The sequence below is a fragment of the Aquibacillus koreensis genome, assembly GCF_025154055.1.
In the GTDB taxonomy this organism is placed as follows: domain Bacteria; phylum Bacillota; class Bacilli; order Bacillales; family Amphibacillaceae; genus Aquibacillus_C; species Aquibacillus_C koreensis.
Map to the genome: position 1 here is coordinate 94,270 of NZ_JAOALK010000041.1, position 22,575 is coordinate 116,844.

Annotated in this window: 18 protein-coding genes, 1 pseudogene and 1 other annotated feature; of the genes and pseudogenes, 3 read left to right on the forward strand and 16 right to left on the reverse strand. The window is 36.3% G+C overall.

Going from position 1 to position 22,575, the window contains the following annotated elements; translation table 11 throughout:
• Positions 1–29: 29 nt before the first annotated feature.
• The 11 genes and pseudogenes from NYQ66_RS11300 to NYQ66_RS11350 form a co-directional block, all read right to left on the reverse strand.
• Positions 30–482, reverse strand: coding sequence for a GNAT family N-acetyltransferase (locus NYQ66_RS11300; RefSeq protein ID WP_259869624.1), 453 nt, complete (start codon positions 480–482; stop codon positions 30–32).
• A gap of 96 nt (positions 483–578) precedes the next feature.
• Positions 579–905, reverse strand: a pseudogene (locus NYQ66_RS11305) (HIT family protein); the annotation flags it as partial.
• Positions 906–1,126: 221 nt separating this feature from the next.
• Entirely contained in the window at positions 1,127–1,330 is a 204-nt protein-coding gene (locus NYQ66_RS11310) for a hypothetical protein (RefSeq protein WP_259869509.1), read from the reverse strand.
• A 380-nt stretch (positions 1,331–1,710) separates the two neighbouring features.
• Positions 1,711–2,760 carry an adenosine deaminase gene (add, locus tag NYQ66_RS11315; RefSeq protein WP_259869510.1) on the reverse strand — a complete coding sequence of 350 codons (1,050 nt, stop codon included), beginning with the start codon at positions 2,758–2,760 and terminating at the stop codon, positions 1,711–1,713.
• Positions 2,761–2,985: 225 nt separating this feature from the next.
• A complete protein-coding gene (gene ilvA, locus NYQ66_RS11320) occupies positions 2,986–4,245 on the reverse strand; it encodes a threonine ammonia-lyase IlvA (RefSeq protein WP_259869511.1) in 1,260 nt (419 codons plus the stop codon).
• A 300-nt stretch (positions 4,246–4,545) separates the two neighbouring features.
• Entirely contained in the window at positions 4,546–5,469 is a 924-nt protein-coding gene (locus tag NYQ66_RS11325; RefSeq protein ID WP_259869512.1) for a manganese-dependent inorganic pyrophosphatase, read from the reverse strand.
• A gap of 168 nt (positions 5,470–5,637) precedes the next feature.
• Entirely contained in the window at positions 5,638–6,882 is a 1,245-nt protein-coding gene (locus NYQ66_RS11330) for a glutamate-5-semialdehyde dehydrogenase (protein WP_259869513.1), read from the reverse strand.
• Positions 6,875–7,999 (reverse strand): glutamate 5-kinase, encoded by a 1,125-nt coding sequence (gene proB, locus NYQ66_RS11335; RefSeq protein WP_259869514.1) that lies wholly within the window; start codon positions 7,997–7,999, stop codon positions 6,875–6,877. Before proB ends, NYQ66_RS11330 begins: the two co-directional genes overlap by 8 nt.
• 82 nt (positions 8,000–8,081) lie before the next feature.
• Positions 8,082–8,296: a binding site (T-box leader), on the reverse strand.
• Between the two features lie 84 nt (positions 8,297–8,380).
• Positions 8,381–8,671 carry a hypothetical protein gene (locus tag NYQ66_RS11340; protein ID WP_311202018.1) on the reverse strand — a complete coding sequence of 97 codons (291 nt, stop codon included), beginning with the start codon at positions 8,669–8,671 and terminating at the stop codon, positions 8,381–8,383.
• Positions 8,672–8,847: 176 nt separating this feature from the next.
• Positions 8,848–9,771 (reverse strand): LLM class flavin-dependent oxidoreductase, encoded by a 924-nt coding sequence (locus NYQ66_RS11345; RefSeq protein ID WP_259869516.1) that lies wholly within the window; start codon positions 9,769–9,771, stop codon positions 8,848–8,850.
• A gap of 179 nt (positions 9,772–9,950) precedes the next feature.
• A complete protein-coding gene (locus tag NYQ66_RS11350) occupies positions 9,951–11,027 on the reverse strand; it encodes a branched-chain amino acid aminotransferase (protein WP_259869518.1) in 1,077 nt (358 codons plus the stop codon).
• Positions 11,028–11,228: 201 nt separating this feature from the next.
• On the opposite strand from NYQ66_RS11350, the gene NYQ66_RS11355 reads away from it, so the two are divergent.
• Positions 11,229–11,972, forward strand: coding sequence for a CBS domain-containing protein (locus tag NYQ66_RS11355; RefSeq protein WP_259869519.1), 744 nt, complete (start codon positions 11,229–11,231; stop codon positions 11,970–11,972).
• Positions 11,973–12,021: 49 nt separating this feature from the next.
• A complete protein-coding gene (locus NYQ66_RS11360; RefSeq protein WP_259869520.1) occupies positions 12,022–12,441 on the forward strand; it encodes a hypothetical protein in 420 nt (139 codons plus the stop codon).
• A gap of 360 nt (positions 12,442–12,801) precedes the next feature.
• Here NYQ66_RS11360 and gltD read toward each other — a convergent pair whose 3' ends face one another.
• Together gltD and gltB are read right to left on the reverse strand one after the other, a co-directional pair.
• A complete protein-coding gene (gene gltD / locus NYQ66_RS11365) occupies positions 12,802–14,298 on the reverse strand; it encodes a glutamate synthase small subunit (protein WP_259869521.1) in 1,497 nt (498 codons plus the stop codon).
• A gap of 15 nt (positions 14,299–14,313) precedes the next feature.
• Positions 14,314–18,870 (reverse strand): glutamate synthase large subunit, encoded by a 4,557-nt coding sequence (gene gltB, locus NYQ66_RS11370; RefSeq protein ID WP_259869522.1) that lies wholly within the window; start codon positions 18,868–18,870, stop codon positions 14,314–14,316.
• 135 nt (positions 18,871–19,005) lie between these two features.
• Here gltB and NYQ66_RS11375 point away from each other — a divergent pair, with 135 nt between their 5' ends.
• Positions 19,006–19,908, forward strand: coding sequence for a LysR family transcriptional regulator (locus NYQ66_RS11375; RefSeq protein ID WP_259869627.1), 903 nt, complete (start codon positions 19,006–19,008; stop codon positions 19,906–19,908).
• Positions 19,909–19,941: 33 nt separating this feature from the next.
• On the opposite strand, the gene NYQ66_RS11380 is transcribed toward NYQ66_RS11375, so the two are convergent.
• The 3 genes from NYQ66_RS11380 to NYQ66_RS11390 form a co-directional block, all read right to left on the reverse strand.
• Positions 19,942–20,082, reverse strand: a complete 141-nt coding sequence (locus NYQ66_RS11380) for a small, acid-soluble spore protein L (protein WP_259869523.1) — start codon at positions 20,080–20,082, stop codon at positions 19,942–19,944.
• Between the two features lie 63 nt (positions 20,083–20,145).
• Complete coding sequence (locus NYQ66_RS11385) at positions 20,146–21,024, reverse strand: 5'-3' exonuclease (RefSeq protein WP_259869524.1); 879 nt, start codon at positions 21,022–21,024, stop codon at positions 20,146–20,148.
• A 117-nt stretch (positions 21,025–21,141) separates the two neighbouring features.
• Positions 21,142–22,545 carry a PAS domain S-box protein gene (locus tag NYQ66_RS11390; protein ID WP_259869525.1) on the reverse strand — a complete coding sequence of 468 codons (1,404 nt, stop codon included), beginning with the start codon at positions 22,543–22,545 and terminating at the stop codon, positions 21,142–21,144.
• Positions 22,546–22,575: the final 30 nt, after the last annotated feature.

The following is a 22,575-nucleotide window of genomic DNA, read 5'->3' on the forward strand; positions in this document are numbered from 1 at the left end:
ATCTTTTATCAATCGTTCTTTATGTACTTCTATAATTCTTGACATAGACGGATCATATCCTTACATTGTATGCCATTCTCCATTATTTTCTCCTGGTAGTGGTCAATGAAAAAATCTCTAGTAATACCTGTAATTCTAAAACCACATTTTTGATAAAGGGCAAGTTGTCCTATACTTGAATTCCCAGTACCAACTTCAATTTTTTTAAATCCTTTTTCTTTAGCTTTTTTCATTGCATCCATTACCAACAGTTTCCCTATACCTCTTCCCTGGTGTTCCTCTGAAACTGCAACATTTTTTAATTCAACGGTTTCTAGCGTAGATGGAAGAAGCACATAAACGCCAATAACTTGAGTATCTTGTTTTACTAGAAAACAATATCCCTTTTTTAAATACGCTTCTACATGATCGATCGAAGGGTCCGCTAATAACAACAGATCCATAGGCGGTTTTTCTTCTTTTCTAAGTAACCTAATCTCCAGTCTCCCCCGTTCTTTCAGACTTTTCCTCTTATTATCTGGTTGCTTTAACCAATATCGAATCCCTTTTCCAGCTAAAGGCTCGTCGTTATATCTAGGTATAACGTGGAGATGACAATGAAAAATAAATTGATTTGATACTTTACCAACGTTCCAACCCATCGTAAAACCATCTGGTGCATACTTTGAATCTATATATTCTTTTGCTTTTTGTATAAGTTCATATGTATCGTTCCATTCTTCCTTTGTTAACTCAAAAACATTTGACCGATGATTCTTTGGGACTATTATTCCACATCCCTCAAGTATCTCTTGATGTTCATTGTGTTGCAGAAAGAAACAATTTTCGTTTTCAAAGATAATATTTTGATCCTTATCATTCTTAGGGTTACAAAATGGGCAATCTGTTTCATAAGACATACACATATCTCCTAACTATTTACTTCACTCCGCCAAATACAGCTAGTTCCATCCACTTGAAGTAGCAATCTGCATGTTGAAAACCTATCTCTCTTAACCAAATAACCTGAACGCCTACGCTCTAGAGTAAGATTTACTTTATACCTCTACTATTACTTATTTTGTTTATTTTTGTTCACGCTAACGCTAAACGACCTATATTCACTACTTTAATCAACACAGTTCTTTTAGTTATTTGATTTATAGATGGTTTGTGTTAAAGTATTTATTCTATCGTTCAATTTCTCCAATTCTTCTGTGACTCTAGATAATTCATAACTGTAGTCGGTAGTATAAGAATGATTGGTTGTATTTGCACTACCACCGATTGTGCAACCTGCAAATAAAATACATATCCCCAAGAAAATAATAGCTCCTCTAAGTTTTTCCAAATCATTTCATCCTTTCTAATAAACTAATAGTGAAAATGCCTTTTGTTCATTAAATCTCTAGTTTTGCTTTAATGATGGGAAAATTAAGGGGAATGACTTTTCCTATTTAAATCGATGTAATCTCATTTTAAAATTAAAACAAGTCGATGTTGAAATAAGAAATATAGACCGGATGTTTTACGCCCACTTCTCTCTTCACAACACCATTTTAACATATAATTCCAATCAATCTCTCATAAATAAAAAGGGGAAAAGTGTTTTTTCTGAAATAGCCCTAATTTATATCCATATCTTAAAGATTTATTTTTTGAAAATATCCTAACAAAAAAAATACGAGGACCCATTTGGAATCCACGCATTGTTATCTTTAATCCTTACTACTAAATTACTTGCTGACTTGTCATTTCTAACCGCTTATACTCGGCTAAGAACTTATTTTTCAACTTTTTCTTCGCTCTAGCATCAAGGAAGGAAGCATCAATACTATTCATGATTACTTGGCCGATCTCCATAAGTGTGAAATCGAATTTTTCAACTAAGATTAACAGTTCCTTGGTCAAACATGTGTTTGAAACGGTCATATTATCGGTATTTACGGTAATCATAAGCCCACGATCAAAATAATATCGAATTGGATAACGATCCCAACTTGCAGATGCTTTAGTCTGAATGTTACTTATTGGACACATCTCTAGTGGAATACAATTTTCCAAAACATAGTTTAATAACTCAGGATCATCCTTCAGACGAACCCCATGGCCGATTCTAGACGCACCTAGATTCGTAATTGCTTCTCGAATATTCTCTGGTCCTGCCGCTTCCCCAGCATGAATGGTAACAGGGATAGCCTTTTGTTTAGCCAGTTCGAACACCTCTCTGAAAAGATGTGCTGGATAAGTGGCTTCATCACCCGCTAAGTCTACACCAACTAGACCTTTGCCATGAAATGCACTTGCAGCTCTTATAACTTCTTTATTTTCTTCCGTTGAGTGGTGTCTCAAACAACAAGCAATTACGTTAGCTTGAACACCATATCTTTTTTCACCGCGTTTTAGCCCTTTTATAACGGAATAAATCACTTCTTCTAGGCTTAGTCCTTTATTTGTGTGTAGCTGCGGTCCAAACCTAACTTCAATATACTTACAATTTTCCTCATAAGCCTGCTCAACTACTTCATATGCAACACGTTCTAATGCTTCTTTTGTATGAAGCACCTGGGATACGAAATCAAACTTCTGGAGATACTCAATTAAACTATCACAATCACCTTCAATTTTTAAATACCCAGATAATTCTTTTATATTATTTGTTGGTAACGTGATTCCTTGGTCTAATGCTAAATCGAAGACTGTTTCTGGTTTTACACTACCATCGAGATGTACATGAAGATCCACCTTAGGTAACTTCTCAATTATATTTTCCAGTTTCATAAGAAATTCTCCCTTCTTTGACTGAAAATATTGTATTGATTGTAATACAATCTTTAAAACAGGACCACATTGTTGTTAGCTTCCTTCACAGTCTTTTTATTAGTTGGATAGTACTTATAGAAATGTAATTTCAGGTAAAGGGGGACCATGGGTTATCTTTGAGGGAGTGGTGGGATTAGAAAAAAGACTTGGATTATTCCCAAGTCTTTTCGAAAAGAGTAGTAATCAAATTAACAAATTAAATAAATCTGGATCCTTGTTAATTTCAACATAGGTAAAGCCTTTTTTATTCATACGATCGATGAGAGCATTGTAATCCGTTCTATGTTTTAGTTCTACACCGACAAGGACTGGCCCTTTATCTCTGTTGTTCTTTTTTGTATATTCAAATCTCGTAATATCGTCTGTTTCACCTAGTACCTCATCCATAAATTCTCTTAAAGCACCTGCTCTTTGTGGGAAATTAACGATAAAATAGTGTTTATACCCTTCATAGATAAGCGATCTTTCTTTAATATCCTGCATCCGATCAATATCATTGTTCCCACCACTTACGATACATACAATGTTTTTTCCTTTGATTTGATCTTTATAGTAATCTAGTGCCGCTACTGGAAGTGCACCTGCAGGTTCGGCAACAATCGCATTCTCATTGTATAGATCTAACAACGTCGTACAAACCTTACCTTCTGGTACAACAACAATGTCATCAATGATGTCTTTACAAATGTCAAAAGTGATATTTCCAACTTGTTTCACACTAGCACCATCAACAAATTTATCTACCTGGTCCAACTTAACCACTTTATCTTGAGCAAGCGACTCCTTCATAGAAGCTGCACCAGCAGGCTCAACTCCTACGATCTGTGTATGTGGACTAATGCTTTTGATGTAAGATCCTACGCCTGAGATTAACCCGCCTCCACCAACGGACATAAATACGTGAGAGATAGGTTCTTCCATACTGTCGATAATTTCTAAGCCAACTGTTCCTTGACCAGTAATCGTTCGTTGGTCATCAAATGGATGGATAAATTCCATTTCATGCTCGTCGCAATATTCTTTTGCTTTATCATAGGAATCATCAAATGTATCTCCTACAAGAATGATATCTACAAAAGGACCACCGAAAAACTCAACCCGACTCACTTTCTGCCTTGGCGTTGTTGTAGGCATAAAAATCTTTCCTTTTACACCAAGTGCTTTACAAGAAAACGCTACACCCTGCGCATGATTTCCTGCACTCGCACATACAACACCTTTCTCAAGCTCTTTCTTCGAAAGACCCTGCATAAGGTTATAAGCACCTCTGATTTTAAACGACCGAACAACCTGCAAATCTTCTCGTTTTAAATACACATTGCATTCATAACGCTCAGATAAAATCGTATCTTTTTGGAGTGGTGTTCTGACTACCACGTCTTTTAACACTTGATTTGCAATTATAATATCTTTAATTTGAATAGTATTTAACATTGTACTCATATATAAGACCCTTCCTGAAGAAAAATTGTTAGACTCATACTACCATAATCATATAAACGATAAAACTGTAATATACGCTAAAATTCTAAATATTTATATAATTATAATACATATAGCTATGTAATGATATACGAAACATCGAATCGGCTCCAACAACCTTAATTATCCACTATATATCTATCAATTGTGACAATATTCTTACTATTATTGTCACAACATGCGCTTTCCCAGGAAATGATTCATTATTCCATGTAGGAAAAAGCAACTATCATCATGGATAGTTGCTTCTTTTTCTTTGTCTTAAAATGCTTCCGTTAAAACAGGAACAATTTGCTTCTTACGTGAAACAACACCTTTTAACACTGCTTTATTTTGATCTAACTTAACATTAAATGCCTTTTCTACTGCATCCTGTTGTTTACCAAGAGCAAGCGCAACTGAATCATTATTTAAGATATCCGTAACAACGAAAACAAATAAGTCTAATTCTTTTTGGTCAATTGTAGCGGTAATAGCAGCTTCAATTTCCGCTTGTTGTGCATACACATCATTTGGGTCTACAGTATTAACTTGTGCTACTTCCACTTTGTTACCCGCCATATTAAATTCTTTTGCATCGAGAGAGATTAACTCTTCAACAGATTTATCACTTAGGTCTGCTCCAGCTTTGAGCATTTCTAATCCATAAGCGTCTGCATCAACGCCGGCAATTTCAGCCAACTCTTTCGCTGCAGTGACATCTTCATCTGTGCATGTTGGGGATTTAAATAGCAAAGAGTCTGAAATAATGGCAGATAACATTAATCCAGCAACAGCTTTATCAATCTCCACATTATTTTCTTTATATAGCTTATTTAAAATCGTAGCTGTACAACCTACTGGCTCTGCTCGATAATATAACGGATCACTTGTTTCAAAGTTAGCGATACGGTGATGATCAATTACTTCTAAAACGCGTACTTGATCGATATCCTTTACACTTTGTTGACGCTCGTTATGATCTACTAAAATAACTTGATTAACCTCATTTGATACAGTTTCTACTAATCGAGGCGCATCCACTTTAAAATAATCTAACGCATATTTCGTCTCGCCATTCACTTCACCCAAGCGAACAGGTTCTGCATCGAAGCCAAGTTTCTTTTTCAACTCTGCATAAGCAATAGCAGATGTAATTGTGTCTGTGTCAGGATTTCTGTGTCCAAAAATTAATACTTTACCCATTTTAACGCGCTCCTTTAATTATTCATATGTAGTATCTTAAAGCTACACCCTATTGTAACTTAAAATTTATTTCGTTTCATTAATTGTGAATAAATTAACCTAAATTTAAGAAAAACGTAAGACCCACGCCATCAAAAAGAAAAGGTGTGAGCCTTGCATATTACACTTTTATTTAATCTGTCCATTTCCGTATAACAAATACTTAGAAGACGTAAGAGCTTTTAACCCCATCGGACCTCTTGCATGTAATTTTTGTGTGCTAATACCTATCTCAGCACCGAATCCAAACTCGAATCCGTCTGTAAATCTAGTGGACGAATTATGGTAAACAGCAGCTGCATCTACCGTGTTGAGGAAATCAACCACATGTTCATTTGTTTCAGAGATGATAGATTCAGAGTGCTTAGATCCATACGTATTGATATGGTCAATTGCTTCTTCCGTTGATGCGACGATTTTTACAGCGATGATCTTATCTAGGAACTCCGTTTTCCAATCCTCATCTGATGCAGGTTTTAAACCATCAACAAGTGCTAGTGTTTTGTCATCGGCGCGAATTTCTACTTGATTATCTTGTAAAGTAGAAATTAAGTCTTTCAGATGGGAGGCTGCCCACTTTTCATGGATTAATAGTGTCTCGATTGCATTACATACCGATGGACGTTGCGTCTTCGCATTAATGGCAATATCAATCGCCATCTTCACTTGAGCAGATTCATCAATATATAAATGACAATTTCCTGCACCCGTTTCTAGTACTGGCACTGATGCTTGAGCAACTACCGTGTCTATTAATTTTTTGCCACCTCTAGGAATTAACACATCTAAATATTCATTCATCTTAAACATCTTTGATGCAGTTTCTCTGCTTGTATCCTCTACTAATTGTACTGCTTCTATAGGCAATTCTGACTTTGCTAAAGCGTCATGAATTACTTTGACAATAGCTGTATTGGAATGAATGGCAGAGGAGCTTCCTCTTAACAAAACCGCATTTCCTGTTTTTAAGCAGAGGCTAGCAGCATCAACTGTAACATTTGGTCTTGCTTCATAAATCATCCCAATGACACCTAATGGTACTCTCACTTGTTGAATCTTTAAACCATTTGGTCGATCCCATGAATCGATTGTTTCCCCAATCGGATCATCTAGTTTTGTTAGCTGGATCAATGCATCAGCCATATCTTTAATTCGATCATCATGTAATAATAGACGATCAAGCAAGGATTCGTGGTACCCATTTTCTCTGCCATTCACAATGTCTTTTTGATTTTCTTGAACAATATAAGGTATCTGATTTACTAGCTCATCAGCAATGAGTCGTAGTGCATCATTTTTTTGTTCCGTTGTTTTTTTTCCCATTTCTACTACACACGATTTTACTTTGCTTGCTTTTTGTAAAAGATCACTCATAAAAATCCTCCTTTACGGATATAACTAGTCGATCACGATGTATCACTTCTGGTTTCTTATGGTTTGTTTGCGTCATCGCTTTTTGACTAGCCATCCCTTTAATTAACTGCAATTCTTCTGCAGAATAATTCACTTGTCCTTTTGCTATGACTCTTTTATTTATTGCTACCTCAACCACATCACCTGCTTGGAAAGAACCATCAATAGCGATGATACCTGCCGGAAGTAAACTTTTACCTTCTTTAATGATGGCACGTTCTGCACCTTCATCAATAAAAATCTTCCCATTAACTGATGAATGAAAAGCAATCCATTGTTTTTGTTTTCGATAACTATGCGTTTGTTTATCGCCGATATAAGTGCCATCCCCATTACCCTTCATAACATCTAACAACTTAGAAGGACCAGAACCTGTACCCACGAAGACGTTTACACCTAAAGATAATGCTGTTTGCGCAGCTAATATTTTTGATTTCATTCCACCTGTACCGAACTTAGATCCAGATTCACTCCGCGTTTGTGTTAAAATTTGTTCAGAAATGGAATCTAGATATTCATATCTTTTCGCCAATGGATTCGTGTTTGGATTATCATCATATAATCCATTAATATCTGTTAGCATGACAAGAAAATCAGCATTTACTAAACCACTAACCAATGCAGATAGCATGTCGTTATCACCAAAGGTAAGCTCATCAATAGCTACTGAATCGTTCTCATTAATGATGGGTATCACTGATCGTTTTAGTAATTCTGATAATGTTGCATAAACATTAGTGAATTGCTCCTGATTGATAAAAACATCTCTAGTAATTAAAAGTTGTGCAGCAACAATATTAAATGTTCGAAATGCTTCCGTATAAGCCTGGACTAATAGCCCCTGCCCAACTGCAGCCGCTGCTTGTTTGCCACTTACGGTGACTGGTCTGGTTGGATATCCTAGATCGCTAAATCCCGCCGATACAGCCCCGGAAGAAATTAAGATTACTTCATATCCATGTTGCTTTAAGGCTGCTAATGCAGCCGTATGCTCTTGGACCTTTTCTAAACTTAGGGATCCATATTTATCTGTCAAAGAACTACTACCAATTTTTACTACTATTCGTTTTTTTGCCACCCGTATCACGCGCCTTCTGTGTGCTAGAGAGAATTTTTTATCTAAGTAAACAAAAAACTCTTCCCATCCCTTACATTTTCATGTAAAGGACGGAAAGAGTATAACCGCGGTACCACCTTTATTGGCATAGTTACTTATGCCCTCTTCGCCCATAACGTTGGGAATACGGTTGAGTTTTGAGCTCAACAGCTCAAAGGGTAGGTTCAATGCGCAATCAAACGATGGGATCTCTCAGCCACTCGAATCCCACTCTCTTCCGTTATTACTTCATCTACTGGCCCTTATCTTTGCCTTTGATATATATACAAAATTATAGCTTCATACTTGACCCCATGTCAACACTAGTTTCAGAAAAATCAATTTTCTTGAATCCTCGTTTTGTTATTCATCTTCACTTTCCGCTTTGACCTCGATCTTTTTACCACCTACAGATAGAAATGTGTAGACCTCTAAGTCAGGTTTTAATTTTGTTAACCCTTGTAGGTATGGTTCTACTAGATCTTTAAAATCTTCTTGTACGCCCTCTTCCTCTAATTGTCCGTACACATACATCGTTGTTTCATTCATTAAAAAGGCCATATAACCCACTGCCTTATTCTTGTCATTTACTATATTTAACACTTGTGCATCTTCTTTAAAAAATTCTGGTGAAAAGTATATTTGCATTTTCATTGCACCCCTTCAAAATGTATCATTTTTTAAATAAATGAAAGGATGAACCTTTGTTCACCCGTTCATAAAGAATATCGTTCAACAGATTTCTCCGAAGTATGTAGTAAACAGAAACCCTGATACTCTTATCATGAACGGAATTCACTAATTCATACATAGAGTGACGTATTCAATATTTACATAAATGCTTTTGCAATTAGCTCGTAAGATTTTAAACGCGATTCATATTTATCGGTCATCGTTATAATCATGATTTCATCAGCATAGTAGGCTTGTTTGATTTGTTTTAAGCGATGTTTCACCGTTTTTTGATCACCAATAACCACTTTCATTTGCTGGTCTTCTGCTTTACCACTATCACTTTCCATCCTACTGTTTGCTAATTTCCTTACTGCCTCTGCCTCCTCCATTGTTTCTGCGCATATCACATGAACCGCAACAATGACGTAAGGTCTTTTTATGCTCTTATTTACTTTAAAACTATCCTTGTAAGTTCTGATAATCTCTTTCCCATTGTTATCACTCATGAAGTGAGCAAAAGCATATCCCGTTCCATGTTTTGCCGCAGACTGTGCGCTTTTCATACTTGTGCCTAAAATCCAAGGTTCTGGAGGATCTAAAGGAAACGGTAAAGCCTCTACATTGGCATATGCATGATCTGGTGGAAAATCATGATATAAAAAGTGAAACAATTCTACGATCGATGCTGGTGTTTTTCGGACATTTTCCAAGAAATTTCCTGAAAGTGCAATAGAAGCTTCGGCCGATCCACCCGGAGCTCTGCCAATTCCTAAGTCAATTCTATTTGGGAATAAAGTAGCTAACATGTTAAAGGTCTCCGCCACTTTATATGGTCGATAATGTGGAAGAAGAATTGCTCCCGCACCAAGACGAATGGAGTGTGTATGAGAACCAAGATAGGCAAGCATCACTTCGGGTACGGAGCTAGCTAGCTGATCAAATCCATGGTGTTCTGCAATCCAAAACCGATGAAAACCATTTTCTTCAGCAAACGTAGCTAATCTCAATGATTCTTGTAATGCTTCATTTGCGGATTTCCCTTCCAACACTGGTGATTGATCCAAGATACTGAGTTTCATTCTAAACTATCTCCTTATTTTCATAATATATTATCACGCATCGTAGTACACTGCATAAGGCGACTATCCATGTTCAAGTTAAGCTATAGTTTATGTAGATTTTGTTATAGGCTATAAAATTATTAGCAAAGCGTCCTAAATATAAAACAAAAGCGCCCTTAGGTTAAGGGCGCTAACTATTATTCATTCACTTTCACTGTCCATCCAAATGGATCAGAAACTGATCCATATTGAATACCTGTCAATGTATCATACAATTTTTTGGAGATGTCACCTGTTTGACTTTCATTAATAACTAATGATTCACCGTTCCATGAGAGTTCCCCAATTGGTGAAATAACAGCAGCTGTACCTGCTCCAAAAGCTTCCTCTAGTAAGCCATCTTTATATGCCTGATACACTTCATCCATTGAGATTTTACGTTCTGTAACAGGAACATCCCAATGGTTTAATAACTGAATGACTGAATTTCTAGTTACCCCTTCTAAAATACTTCCATTTAAAGCCGGTGTAACTACTTCTCCACTAATTTTAAAGAATACATTCATACTTCCTACTTCTTCAATATATTTCTTTTCAAGTCCATCTAACCAAAGTACTTGTGCAAACCCTTGTTCTGATACGATTTCTTGTGCTTTTAAACTAGACGCGTAATTCCCTGCTGTTTTCGCTTCACCTGTTCCACCTTTAACCGCACGAACAAACTCATTTTCCACCGCAATACGTATAGGATTTATTCCTTCTTTATAATAAGCGCCAACAGGAGAAAGAATAACAATAAATTGATATTGTTTAGAAGGAGCTACACCAAGATAAGGTTCTGTCGAGATGATAAACGGTCGGATATAAAGCGATGTTCCAGGTGCATTAGGTACCCATTCTCTATCCAAATGTACAAGCTGATTAATGGCTTCTAAAGCAAAAGCTTCATCAATGCGAGGGATACACATACGATCATTGGACCGATTCAAGCGTTGCATATTTTTCTCTGGTCTAAATAACTGCACTTCACCTTGTTTCGTCTCATATGCTTTTAATCCTTCAAATACCGTTTGACCGTAGTGAAAGACAATAGAAGCAGGATCTAAAGTAATTGGTTGATATGGTACAATTCTTGGATCATGCCATCCCTTTGATTCTTTATAATCCATTACAAACATATGGTCAGTAAAAACGCGACCAAACTCTAGCTGCTCAGATGCTGGTTTTTCTTTTTTGGACTCACTTATTCTAGTACTGATTTTTTGCTTAGTCATTATGATTACCCCTTGTATATAAATTCGTTAATTAGTATGTAATTGGTTTGACTTAAATGATCTATAAACTCTATTCTATTACTAAGTGGTTAGGAAAAACAACCAATTACTATTAAAAAATTCTAACAATTTATCTTTTATTTAGAAAACGTTAATTATATTGTGATACTATATGAATAACATTGTTTAGGAGATGTACGTATGAAATACTACAAAAGTGAAAAAGTTGAAAGATTTGAAGCGGCATTTAATCGAATTCACAAAAAATTGACCGCTTTATCGAAAGAAAAAAGTGATTATATTTCCTATGGAGATATCCTACACTTATCTCGAAAAACGCATAATGTTGTTCGCAATAACTATGACACGTTAAAACAATTTGGTCGGTTAAGGAATGCTATTGTACATCGAAAAATAAGAGAAGATTATTATATCGCTGAACCACATGAAGACATCGTAAAGGAAATAGAGAAATTATCAGAGTTAATACATGAACCACCACTAGCACTTTCCATTGCGTCTCAACCCGTAATTAGCTTTTCCCCGTCAACATCATTGAACGTAATTCTTGAAGTGATTAGAGAGAAAGGATATTCACAGTTTCCTATTTATGATGAAACTGGTTTCAAAGGTCTATTAACAGCAGGTGGCATTTCTAAATGGTTATCTTACCAACTAGCAGATCAGAGTATTTCTCTAAAAGAGCTTACTGCTGCCGATATCCTCCAGCATGAGAAAGACCATAATGTGGCTATTTTAAATCGTAAAAGTTCGATTTATGATTTAGAAGCCGTTTTTGAAGATTGTTTTGATAAAAATATGAAACTTGAGGCCATTATCATTACACAAACGGGTGCTAAAAATCAGAAGCCTATCGGTATTGTTACTTCATGGGATTTAGTACAGATTGACCATACAACATTATCGATTGCCAGTCATGTTTAACGTACTAACATCCTGTTTGTTTCTGAATATAAAATGAAGGAGGTTGAATATGAGAGAAGTTATTCAGCTATTGGCTGACTTAGTTAATGCATTTCATGATCTACTTATTACCCTTTCTGATCAATTAGGTTTGCAGCTATCTGATAAATCGTTACATTTCTGGATCATGGGGATAATAGGTATCATTACATATATCATCGTCTATGGTTTGTTTAAGTTACTTGAAAAATTAAAATGGAGTACAGCTTTGTTTTCGTTTATTTATACCTTAACGATTATGATCGTCATTGTGTTTGCAATAGAAATTCAACAAGCTATTACAAATCGAGGTAATATGGAATTTGCAGATGCCGTAATAGGATTGTGGGGATTTATTGCTTTCTTTTTTGCTTACCTCATTATCATAATTATTGTAGCACTAATTAAAAAGCGTCAAAGAAATAGGAAACATAGCTTTTTTATAAGATAGACTTTATTTTCTATAAGATTATTTAATTTCTATAGACTGAGCCGTAAATTAAAACTTAGATTCTAGTTCTCGTTATTAGAAGCAATGGCAAGTTTGCAAACGGACATTTATTCCTTTATTTCTCTAAAATCTGCCATTTTGATACTACTCGCGGACATTCCTTCCGCTATTTCCTCATTTTGAAGCAGTTTTCTTACATTTTCTATGAAATATCGGAACAAATGTTCGTAAACAGTCTAAATTACTAAGGAAATACTGGAATAACGGAATAAATGTCCGATTAATTTAGTATTTTTCTGCCAACCACTGATTTGGATGATGAAAGAAAAAAACCGATTCAATTAAGAATCGGTTTTTTTGTTACATAGATGCTACAGTTGGTAGCGCTGTTGTTCCCATCAAGTATTCATCCACTGCATAAGCAACTTCACGGCCTTCGTTAATTGCCCAAACAATAAGACTTTGACCTCTTCTTGCGTCACCCGCTGCAAATACACCGTCTACATTTGTAGTGAATTTGCCATATTCCGCTTCTGCTCTACGATTAACAATGTTAATGCCAAATTCCTTTAATAAAGGCTGTTCTGGACCTTCGAAACCAATCGCAATTAGAACAAGGTGTGCAGGCCATACTTTTTCTGTACCTGGAACTTCTTCATAAACGAACATTCCATTTTCATCTCTTGTTTTCTTCATTTCTACTGTATGCAACTCGATCAACTTACCATTTTCATCGGCAACAAATTTCTTCGTTTGAATACAGTACTGGCGAATATCTTCACCATATTTAGCTTTTGCCTCTTTGTGGGCATATTCAAGAGCAAATACTTGAGGATATTCAGGCCACATATTATCAGAAGTTCTTGCTAAAGGTAGTTGTGGGTGTTTACCAAACTGTGTAACACTGTTTGCACCTTGACGAAGCGCAGTGGCAATACAGTCAGCTCCAGTATCCCCACCACCAATAACGATCACGTCTTTACCTTTTGCATCGATATAATTGTTATCTTCAAAGTTAGAATCTAATAAGCTTTGTGTTGCAGTTGTAAGGTAATCCATCGCAAAGTGAACACCATCAGCTTCACGACCTTCAATAACAAGATTACGTTGCTTCTGAGCACCTGTACACACAATAACTGAATCATATTGTTCTTTTAACGCTTCAGCAGAGATATCTTTTCCTACTTCTGTGTTTAAAATGAACTCTACACCCTCTTGTTGAAGCAAATCGATTCTTCTTTGAACAACGTCTTTTTCAAGCTTCATGTTAGGGATACCATACATTAATAACCCACCAGCACGATCCGCTCTTTCATATACGGTTACAGAGTGACCGGCTTGATTTAATTGGTCTGCACTTGCCATTCCAGCAGGGCCCGATCCAATGATTGCAATTTTCTTTCCAGTACGTTCTTCTGGAATACGAGGTGTAATCCATCCATTTTCGAATCCTTTATCAATAATGGCTTGTTCAATGTTTTTGATAGCAACTGCCGGATCAGAAATAGCAACTGTACAAGAACCTTCACATGGTGCAGGACATACACGTCCAGTGAATTCTGGAAAATTGTTTGTTTTTAACAAACGTTCTAATGCTTCTTTCCATTTTCCTTTGTAAACTAGGTCATTCCATTCAGGTATTAAGTTATAAACAGGGCAACCTGATGTTGCTCCTCCAATCTCCATACCAATGTGACAGAAAGGGGTGCCGCAATCCATGCAGCGTGCCCCCTGTCTGCTCATAACTTCGTCAGAGAAAGGAGCAGAATATTCTTTCCAGTCTTTTAAGCGTTCAATTGGATCGCGCTCGACTGCTTCTTCACGCTTAATTTCCATAAAACCTGTAGCTTTTCCCATATTCTTTTCTCCTTTCTACTGTGCGATTACTTTTTCAGGTTTCTTAGTAGAAACTGATTTATTTTCTTTTTTAGCCATAAATGCACTCATGTTTGCTTGCTCTGCTGTTTCACCAGCATCCATAAAGGCTTGAATTTGATTCATGATAAGCTTGTAATCTTTTGGAATTACTTTAACAAATTTAGTTACAGACTCATCCCAATTTTCAAGCACGTTCATCGCTTTACTACTATTTGTATATTGAATATGCTTTTGTAGCATACCTTTTAAATCGTTCGCTTCATTTTCGTCTTCTAACGATTCAAACTCAATTAACTCCATGTTGCTAAGGTGTCTAAACTTTTCTTTGTCCTCGGCATACACATAAGCGACACCACCAGACATACCTGCGCCAAAGTTTTTACCTACATCACCTAGGACTACAACACGTCCACCAGTCATGTACTCACAGCCATGGTCACCAATACCTTCGACTACTACACTAGCTCCACTATTACGAACTGCAAAACGTTCACCAGCAATACCGTTAATATAAGCCTCACCAGCTGTAGCACCATAGAAACATACATTACCCGCAATAACATTCTCACTTGGTACAATGGATGACTGTTTTGGTGATGAAACTACTAGCTTACCACCAGATAATCCTTTGCCAAAGAAGTCATTCGCATCACCATCAAGCAACATCGTCATTCCTTTTGGAACAAATGCACCAAAACTTTGACCTGCTGAACCTGTAAAGCGAAGTGTAATTGTATCTTCAGGTAAACCTTCTTCACCATAACGTTTAGATATTTCACTACCTACAATCGTTCCAGCCACACGATTGATATTTCTAATTGAAAAGCTTGCTTCCACTTTTTCTTTATTATCAATTGCCTTTTGGACTGCAGGTAAAATCTCAGTCATATCTAATGATTGATCTATTTTATGGTCTTGTTTTTCTATGTTAATACGACCACCTTTTTGTTGATAAAGAAGTCTAGATAGATCAAGGTCTTTTGCTTTCCAATGTGCTTTTGCACGATCACTAATTCCAAGTACATCTGTGCGTCCAACCATTTCATCAACCGTTTTAAAGCCAAGCTCAGCCATAATTTCACGAAGCTCTTCGGCAACAAAACGCATGTAGTTAACAATATGATCTGGATCTCCAGTGAATTTCTTACGTAACTCTGGGTCCTGCGTTGCTACACCAACAGGACATGTATCCATGTGACATACACGCATCATAACACAACCGAGTACAACTAACGGAGCAGTTGCAAAACCAAATTCTTCTGCACCTAGTAATGCTGCCATTGCAACATCTTTACCCGTTAAAAGCTTACCATCTGTTTCTAAGATGACACGTTCACGTAAGCCATTAAGCATCAATGTTTGATGCGCTTCCGCTAAACCAAGTTCCCAAGGAAGTCCTGTGTGTTTGATACTTGTTTTAGGTGATGCTCCAGTACCGCCATCATAACCCACTACGGAGATTACATCAGCATTCCCTTTCGCTACACCGGAAGCAATCGTTCCAACACCAGCTTTAGAAACTAGCTTTACACTGATTCTTGCATCACGGTTTGCATTCTTCAAATCATGAATTAATTGTGATAAATCTTCAATTGAATAAATATCATGGTGTGGAGGTGGTGAAATCAAATCTACACCAGGAGTAGATCCACGAACACCCGCAACCCATGGGTACACCTTTTTACCAGGTAATTGTCCACCTTCACCAGGCTTAGCACCTTGTGCCATTTTAATTTGAAGTTCATCCGCATTCACTAAATAGTGACTTGTTACGCCAAAACGCCCAGAAGCAACTTGTTTGATCGCACTTTTACGGATATCACCGTTTTCATCTACGATATAACGTCTTGAATCTTCTCCACCTTCACCACTATTACTCTTACCACCAAGGCGGTTCATAGCAATAGCTAGGGCTTCATGTGCTTCTTGACTCAATGAGCCAAAGGACATCGCACCAGTTTTAAAGCGTTTTACAATCGAATCTACTGATTCAACCTCATCAATAGAAATGGAATTGTCTGTTTCATAAGAGAATAGGTTACGTAAGAATCCTAAACGCTCTTCATCTGCTGCTTTAGAGAATTCCTTAAACAGGTTATAATCCCCTCTACGACAAGCCCACTGAAGCGTGTGTATCGTTTTCGGATTGAACGCATGATGTTCACCTGTTTTTCTCCATTGGAAATCACTACCTGGTTCCAATGTTTGATCGATTGCTTTTTTGTAGCCATCAATATGACGTATTTTAGCTTCTTTTGCGATCGTTTCTAGACCTATACCATCAATTTGAGAAGCAGTACCAGTGAAATATTTGGCCATCACATCATTACTAATACCAACTGCTTCAAAAATCTGTGCACCACGATAACTTTGAACAGTAGAAATCCCCATTTTTGACATTACTTTTATTACACCTTCTGTAACGCCTTCAATATACTTTTCTACCGCTTTTTCATACGATAAAGAAAGATTTCCACGTTCGATTTCATTTCTATATGTTTCTAGTGCTAAATATGGATTAATAGCATCTACACCATAGCCTAGTAATGCAGCAAAATGGTGTACTTCTCTTGTTTCACCTGATTCGGCAATAATACTTACTTTTGTTCTACTTCCCTGTCTTACAAGGTGTTGGTGTAGTGCACTAACAGCAAGTAATGCAGGAATTGGAACGCGCTTATCATTCATGTTGCGATCAGATAATACAAGTAAGTTAACACCATTTTTTATTGCTTTGTCAGCTTGATCAAATACAGCTTCTAAAGCTGAATCTAGGTCATCAGTAAATAACGACTCAATTGTCTCTGCAACAAATCCATCATACTTCTTATCTTTTAATTCTTGCAGTTGATAGTTTGAAAGAACTGGAGAGTCTAATTGAATTCGACGACAATTTATTTGATCTGGTTTCAAAATATTTCCTTCTGGCCCTAACAATGTCATGGTAGAAGTTACAATTTGTTCACGATACGCATCAATTGGTGGGTTTGTTACTTGGGCAAATAACTGTTTAAAATAGTTAAACAGCGATTGTGGTCGATCTGACAATACCGCAAGCGGAATATCATTACCCATCGCACCAATTGGATCTTTTCCTTGTTCTACAAGTGGAATGAGATACTTTTCAATATCTTCCGTTGTATAACCAAACGCTTTTTGTTTAACAAATAGATCAAGCATTGGTTGTTCTGAATCATCCGCGATCGTATCATTTAATTGTACTAATTCTTCATCTAACCATTTTTGATAAGGTTGTGCATTTGCCACCTCTGATTTAATTTCTTCATCAGAGACGATTCGTCCTTTTTCTAAATCGATTAGAAGCATTTTTCCTGGACTTAAACGATCTTTATATATTACATTTTCTTCCTCTACATCAATAACGCCTACTTCAGAGGAATAAATGATATAATCATCTTTTGTTACATAATATCTTGCAGGACGTAAACCATTTCGGTCTAAAATAGCACCAATTTGTTTTCCATCCGTAAACGTAATGGAAGTTGGTCCATCCCATTGTTCCATTAAACAGCTGTGATACTCATAAAACGCTCGTTTCTCTTCAGAGATATGCGGGTTATTTTTCCACGGCTCAGGAATTAGCATCATTGCTGCATGTGCTGGTGTTCTTCCTGCAAGTGTAAAAAATTCTAGCGCATTATCTAACGTAGAGGAGTCACTTCCATCAGCATTTAATATAGGAAGGATTTTCTTTAAATCATCCCCGAACGCATCAGAAACGAACTGTTGTTCACGAGCACGCATCCAATTAATATTTCCACGCATCGTATTAATCTCACCATTGTGGATTAAATAGCGGTTTGGATGGGCACGTTCCCAGCTTGGGAATGTATTTGTACTAAACCTAGAGTGCACGAGAGAAAATACGGATACAAAATCTTCATCTTGTAGCTCTAGATAGAACTCATCTACTTGTTTAGGCGTTAACAATCCTTTATACACAATTGTTCTGTTAGAAAGACTAGCAAAGTAAAAGCGCATTTCGCGTTCTGTTCCCCAATGTTCCGCTTGCTTTCTGATTACATATAGTTTTCTTTCAAAAGACAAATCATCTTTTAATTCGTCATTTGCACCAATAAATACTTGTTTCACAACAGGGCATGTTTCTTTTGCACCAGTACCGATGTTACTTGCATCGGTTGGTACGTCTCTCCAACCAAGCAACTTTTGTCCCTCTTGTTCAATTAATGTATTAATACGACTTATTACCTGCGTTCTTTCATTTTCATCATCAGATAAAAATACCATTCCAACGCCATAACGTCCTACTTCAGGTAATTCCAATTCAGGAGATACTTTTCTAAAATATTTATCCGGTATTTGAACCATTAAACCAGCACCGTCACCTGTATTCGGGTCGCTACCTTGACCACCACGGTGATCTAATTGACATAACATGTTTAAACCTTTCTTAACGATGTCATGTGTAGCTAAACCTTTCATATGCGCATATAATCCAATTCCACACGCGTCATGTTCGAATTCAGGACGGTACAGCCCCTGTGCACTAGGCATCTGATTGTAACTCATCACATACGCCCCCCATTTACTTTCTATACTTTTACAGTGTCTATTTCTATTGTAGGTTTTCTTATTCATCGAAACAATATATAATATAGATAAGAACAATCTCATTTTGATATACATTGGATAGGAGTGGTAGAAATCGAACTCAGACAATTACGATATTTTATGGAAGTGGCCGAACGTGAGCATGTATCAGAAGCTGCAGCTGCATTACACGTTGCTCAATCAGCCATTAGTAGACAAATAGCAAATTTGGAAGCTGAATTAGGCGTATCTTTATTTGAAAGAGAAGGTAGAAACGTTAAATTAACACATATAGGAAAGGTATTTCTAGCACATACGAAAACAGCGATGAAGGCAATTGATCATGCCAAAAAGCAAATAGATGAATATATAGATCCGGAACGCGGTACAATTAAAATAGGATTTCCGACTAGTCTTGCAAGTAATTTATTACCCACAGTTGTTTCTGAATTCAAGAAAAAACATCCCAAAATCGGATTTCAGTTAAGACAAGGTTCCTATAACTTTTTAATTGAATCCGTTGTAAATCGCGAAATTGATGTAGCATTTCTGGGGCCTGTTCCGACTGATCATAGTGAAATAAAAGGGGATATCCTTTTCACGGAAAACCTTAATGCCTTAATACCTAGCTCTCATCCGTTAGCTGAAAAGGAGAGTTTAAACTTACGTGAATTAAGAAATGAACCATTCGTATTATTCCCAGAAGGTTTCATTCTCCACAAGCTAGTTATTGACGGATGTAAGCAAGCTGGCTATAGACCGAATGTAACGTCGGAAGGTGAGGATCTAGACGCAATCAAAGGGCTAGTAGCTGCTGGGATTGGTATGACTTTACTTCCCGATAGTGCGTTCAGTGAGACGAAGTCACTTTATACCAAAAAAGTTCCCATCCATTCGCCGGAAATTAGACGAACAGTTGGGATCATTATTCCAAAACACCGGAACCTTGCACCTTCTGAAAAAGTTTTTTATAACTTTGTAAAAGACTTTTTCTCCATGTTGCAACAGTTTCAATAATATGGGTAATTCATAAAAGATAAGGTTATGACCTTATCTTTTCGTATTATCTTTTTTGGCCTTTTGTTCTAATTGACTGTCAGGTCGTTGATTGGCAACATCTTCTGTTAAGCCTTGGGGGTTCACACTAGATGTTGGTCTAACATCATTTCTATTGTTTCGCTTTTCACTCATATCAAACACCTCCATTGAGTAGTGTTTGATAAAAACGGATTATTATCCCACAATAAAACGATATTATATAACTTTGTTCATCCACCTAGAGATATTTTTAAATTCTAATTCATTTAACTTATTCATCACACGTTCATTATTCAACTGCCAATATGCATCTTCTAATGAACACGTTACTGGTACTTCACAATAGATTTTCGCAAGATCTCTAGATAAATGCAGCATGTCTAAGTCTTCTTCAATTTTCTTTTTAATTCCTTTAGACAACTGATCTAAATTATTTAGAATCTCCTCAATCGAACCATATTGTTGTATTAGCTTTAAAGCTGTTTTTTCTCCTATTCCTTTGACACCAGGATAATTGTCAGAAGAATCACCCATCAGACCTTTCAAGTCGATAATTTGAAGTGGTAATAGCCCCTTTTGTTCATAAAAAGAATCATGTGTATTCACTTCATAATTCCCCTGTCCTTTTTTCATAATTGCAACGGAAATCTGTTCATCTACAAGTTGTAACATGTCTTGATCCCCCGTTACAACTAAGACATGTTGCTCTTTACTGTGATGCCTTGCTAACGTTCCGATACAATCATCAGCTTCATAGCCTTCTAAGCCTACATTTGGTACTTCAAAAGCTTCCACAACCTCTTTCACTAAATCAAACTGAGGTAATAGTTCTATTGGCGGTTCACCACGATTGGATTTATATCCATCATACATATCTGTTCGAAATGATTTCTTTCCCATATCCCAACAACAAATTACATGTGTTGGAGAAAATGTTTCAATAGCATTAATGAAATAATTTAGGAATCCATAAATCCCATTGGTTGGAACACCCTTGCTATTGATCATAAAGTTTCCTGTATAAGAAGTAGCATAGAACCCTCTAAAAAGAAGAGCCATTCCATCTACAAGTAAGATCGTTTCTTTGTTATTCATATCATCTATCCTTTTGTATATTTTTTACGAGAATTTTTATTACATATATATATTCTCATAGATTAATAATTTTACCAAGGAGAGAAAATAGATTTATGTATATAAAATAATACCAACTCAATAATATTTAGGTAAAATCACGCTAAAAGTCGTGCCTTCATTAACAATACTGTGAATATTAATTTTACCGTGGTGATTGTGAATGATTTTTTGTGTAATCATTAGACCTAATCCTGTACCCTTCTCTTTTGTAGTAAAGAAGGAGTCACCAATATGGTTTAACATCTCCTCAGGAATACCGCATCCGTAGTCTTGGACTTGAATAACCACCTGGTCATCTCGATTAGATAAGTGGATCTCCACTGTACCATGCTCTTCAGAAGCCTCAATTGCATTTTTAATTAGATTTACAAAAACTTGTTTTATTTGAGACTCATCGCCAAGCACAGGATATTCATCTTGTGGTGCAGCCCAATTTAATTCAACATTATGTTTTTTTGATTGTGCATTCATTAAAAATACGACTGAATCTAGCAACACAGATAGATCTTGTTTTTTCATTTCATCCGAAGGCTTAGCGAAGCCTAGCAGGTCACTTGCAATTTGTTCTATATGTTCAATCTCCGTGTTCAATATCGATATGTAGTCTTTCGTTTCAATGGTCCCGGCTTGCATAAGTTGTAAGAAACCTTTAATTGAAGTTAATGGATTCTTAATTTCATGTACAACGCCAGCACTTAATTCCCCTAGAACTGCTAGCTTTTCCGATTGTCTAAGTAACTTCTCTGCTTCTATCTGTTCTGTGCAGTCTCTAGCATCCACAACGACTTTTGAAATACCATTTGATTCAATTAGTTTTACCTTAGCTTCTACCCAGATATAATTATTATTATTACCTCTAAGTCGGTATCTAATAATATAGGGTTGTTTTGTTTTTATTAAGTTTTTTCCATTTTGTTTCACCAGTGACAAGTCTTCAGGATGAACACAGTCGTAACAACTCATACCAACAAGAAATGATGGTTTAATCCCTAGTACTTCTTCAACAGATGGTGAAACATAAATTATTTCACCATCTTGATTTAATTCAGCAATAATATCGGATGTATTTTGACTAATTAATTGATATTGTTGTTTTCTAAGTTCATATTCTTTCTCAAACACTTTTCGTTTTGTAATATCATGTATGTGGGCTTGCACATAAACATGATCATCCTTTATGTATGGTAAAGAAAACGTCTCTACATGAACAATAGAACCATCATTTTTAATTAACTTATGCTCAATTGGATCTGTTGTCCGCTGTTCACTTTTTACATATCTTATTCTATCATCGACTAATTTTCGATAGTTTGGATGGATAATTTGATCCCAAATTAATACATCTTCAGGAGAGTAACCTAACATATTATAAACCTGTTGATTCGCATAAAGTAATTCTCGACCGTCTAATATCACGATACCGGTTAATGAATTCTCTACTAATTGTGAGAAATCAATTTTATTCGTAGTGATAGACAAAATATCCCTCCTTCCATTAAAATTAAACAT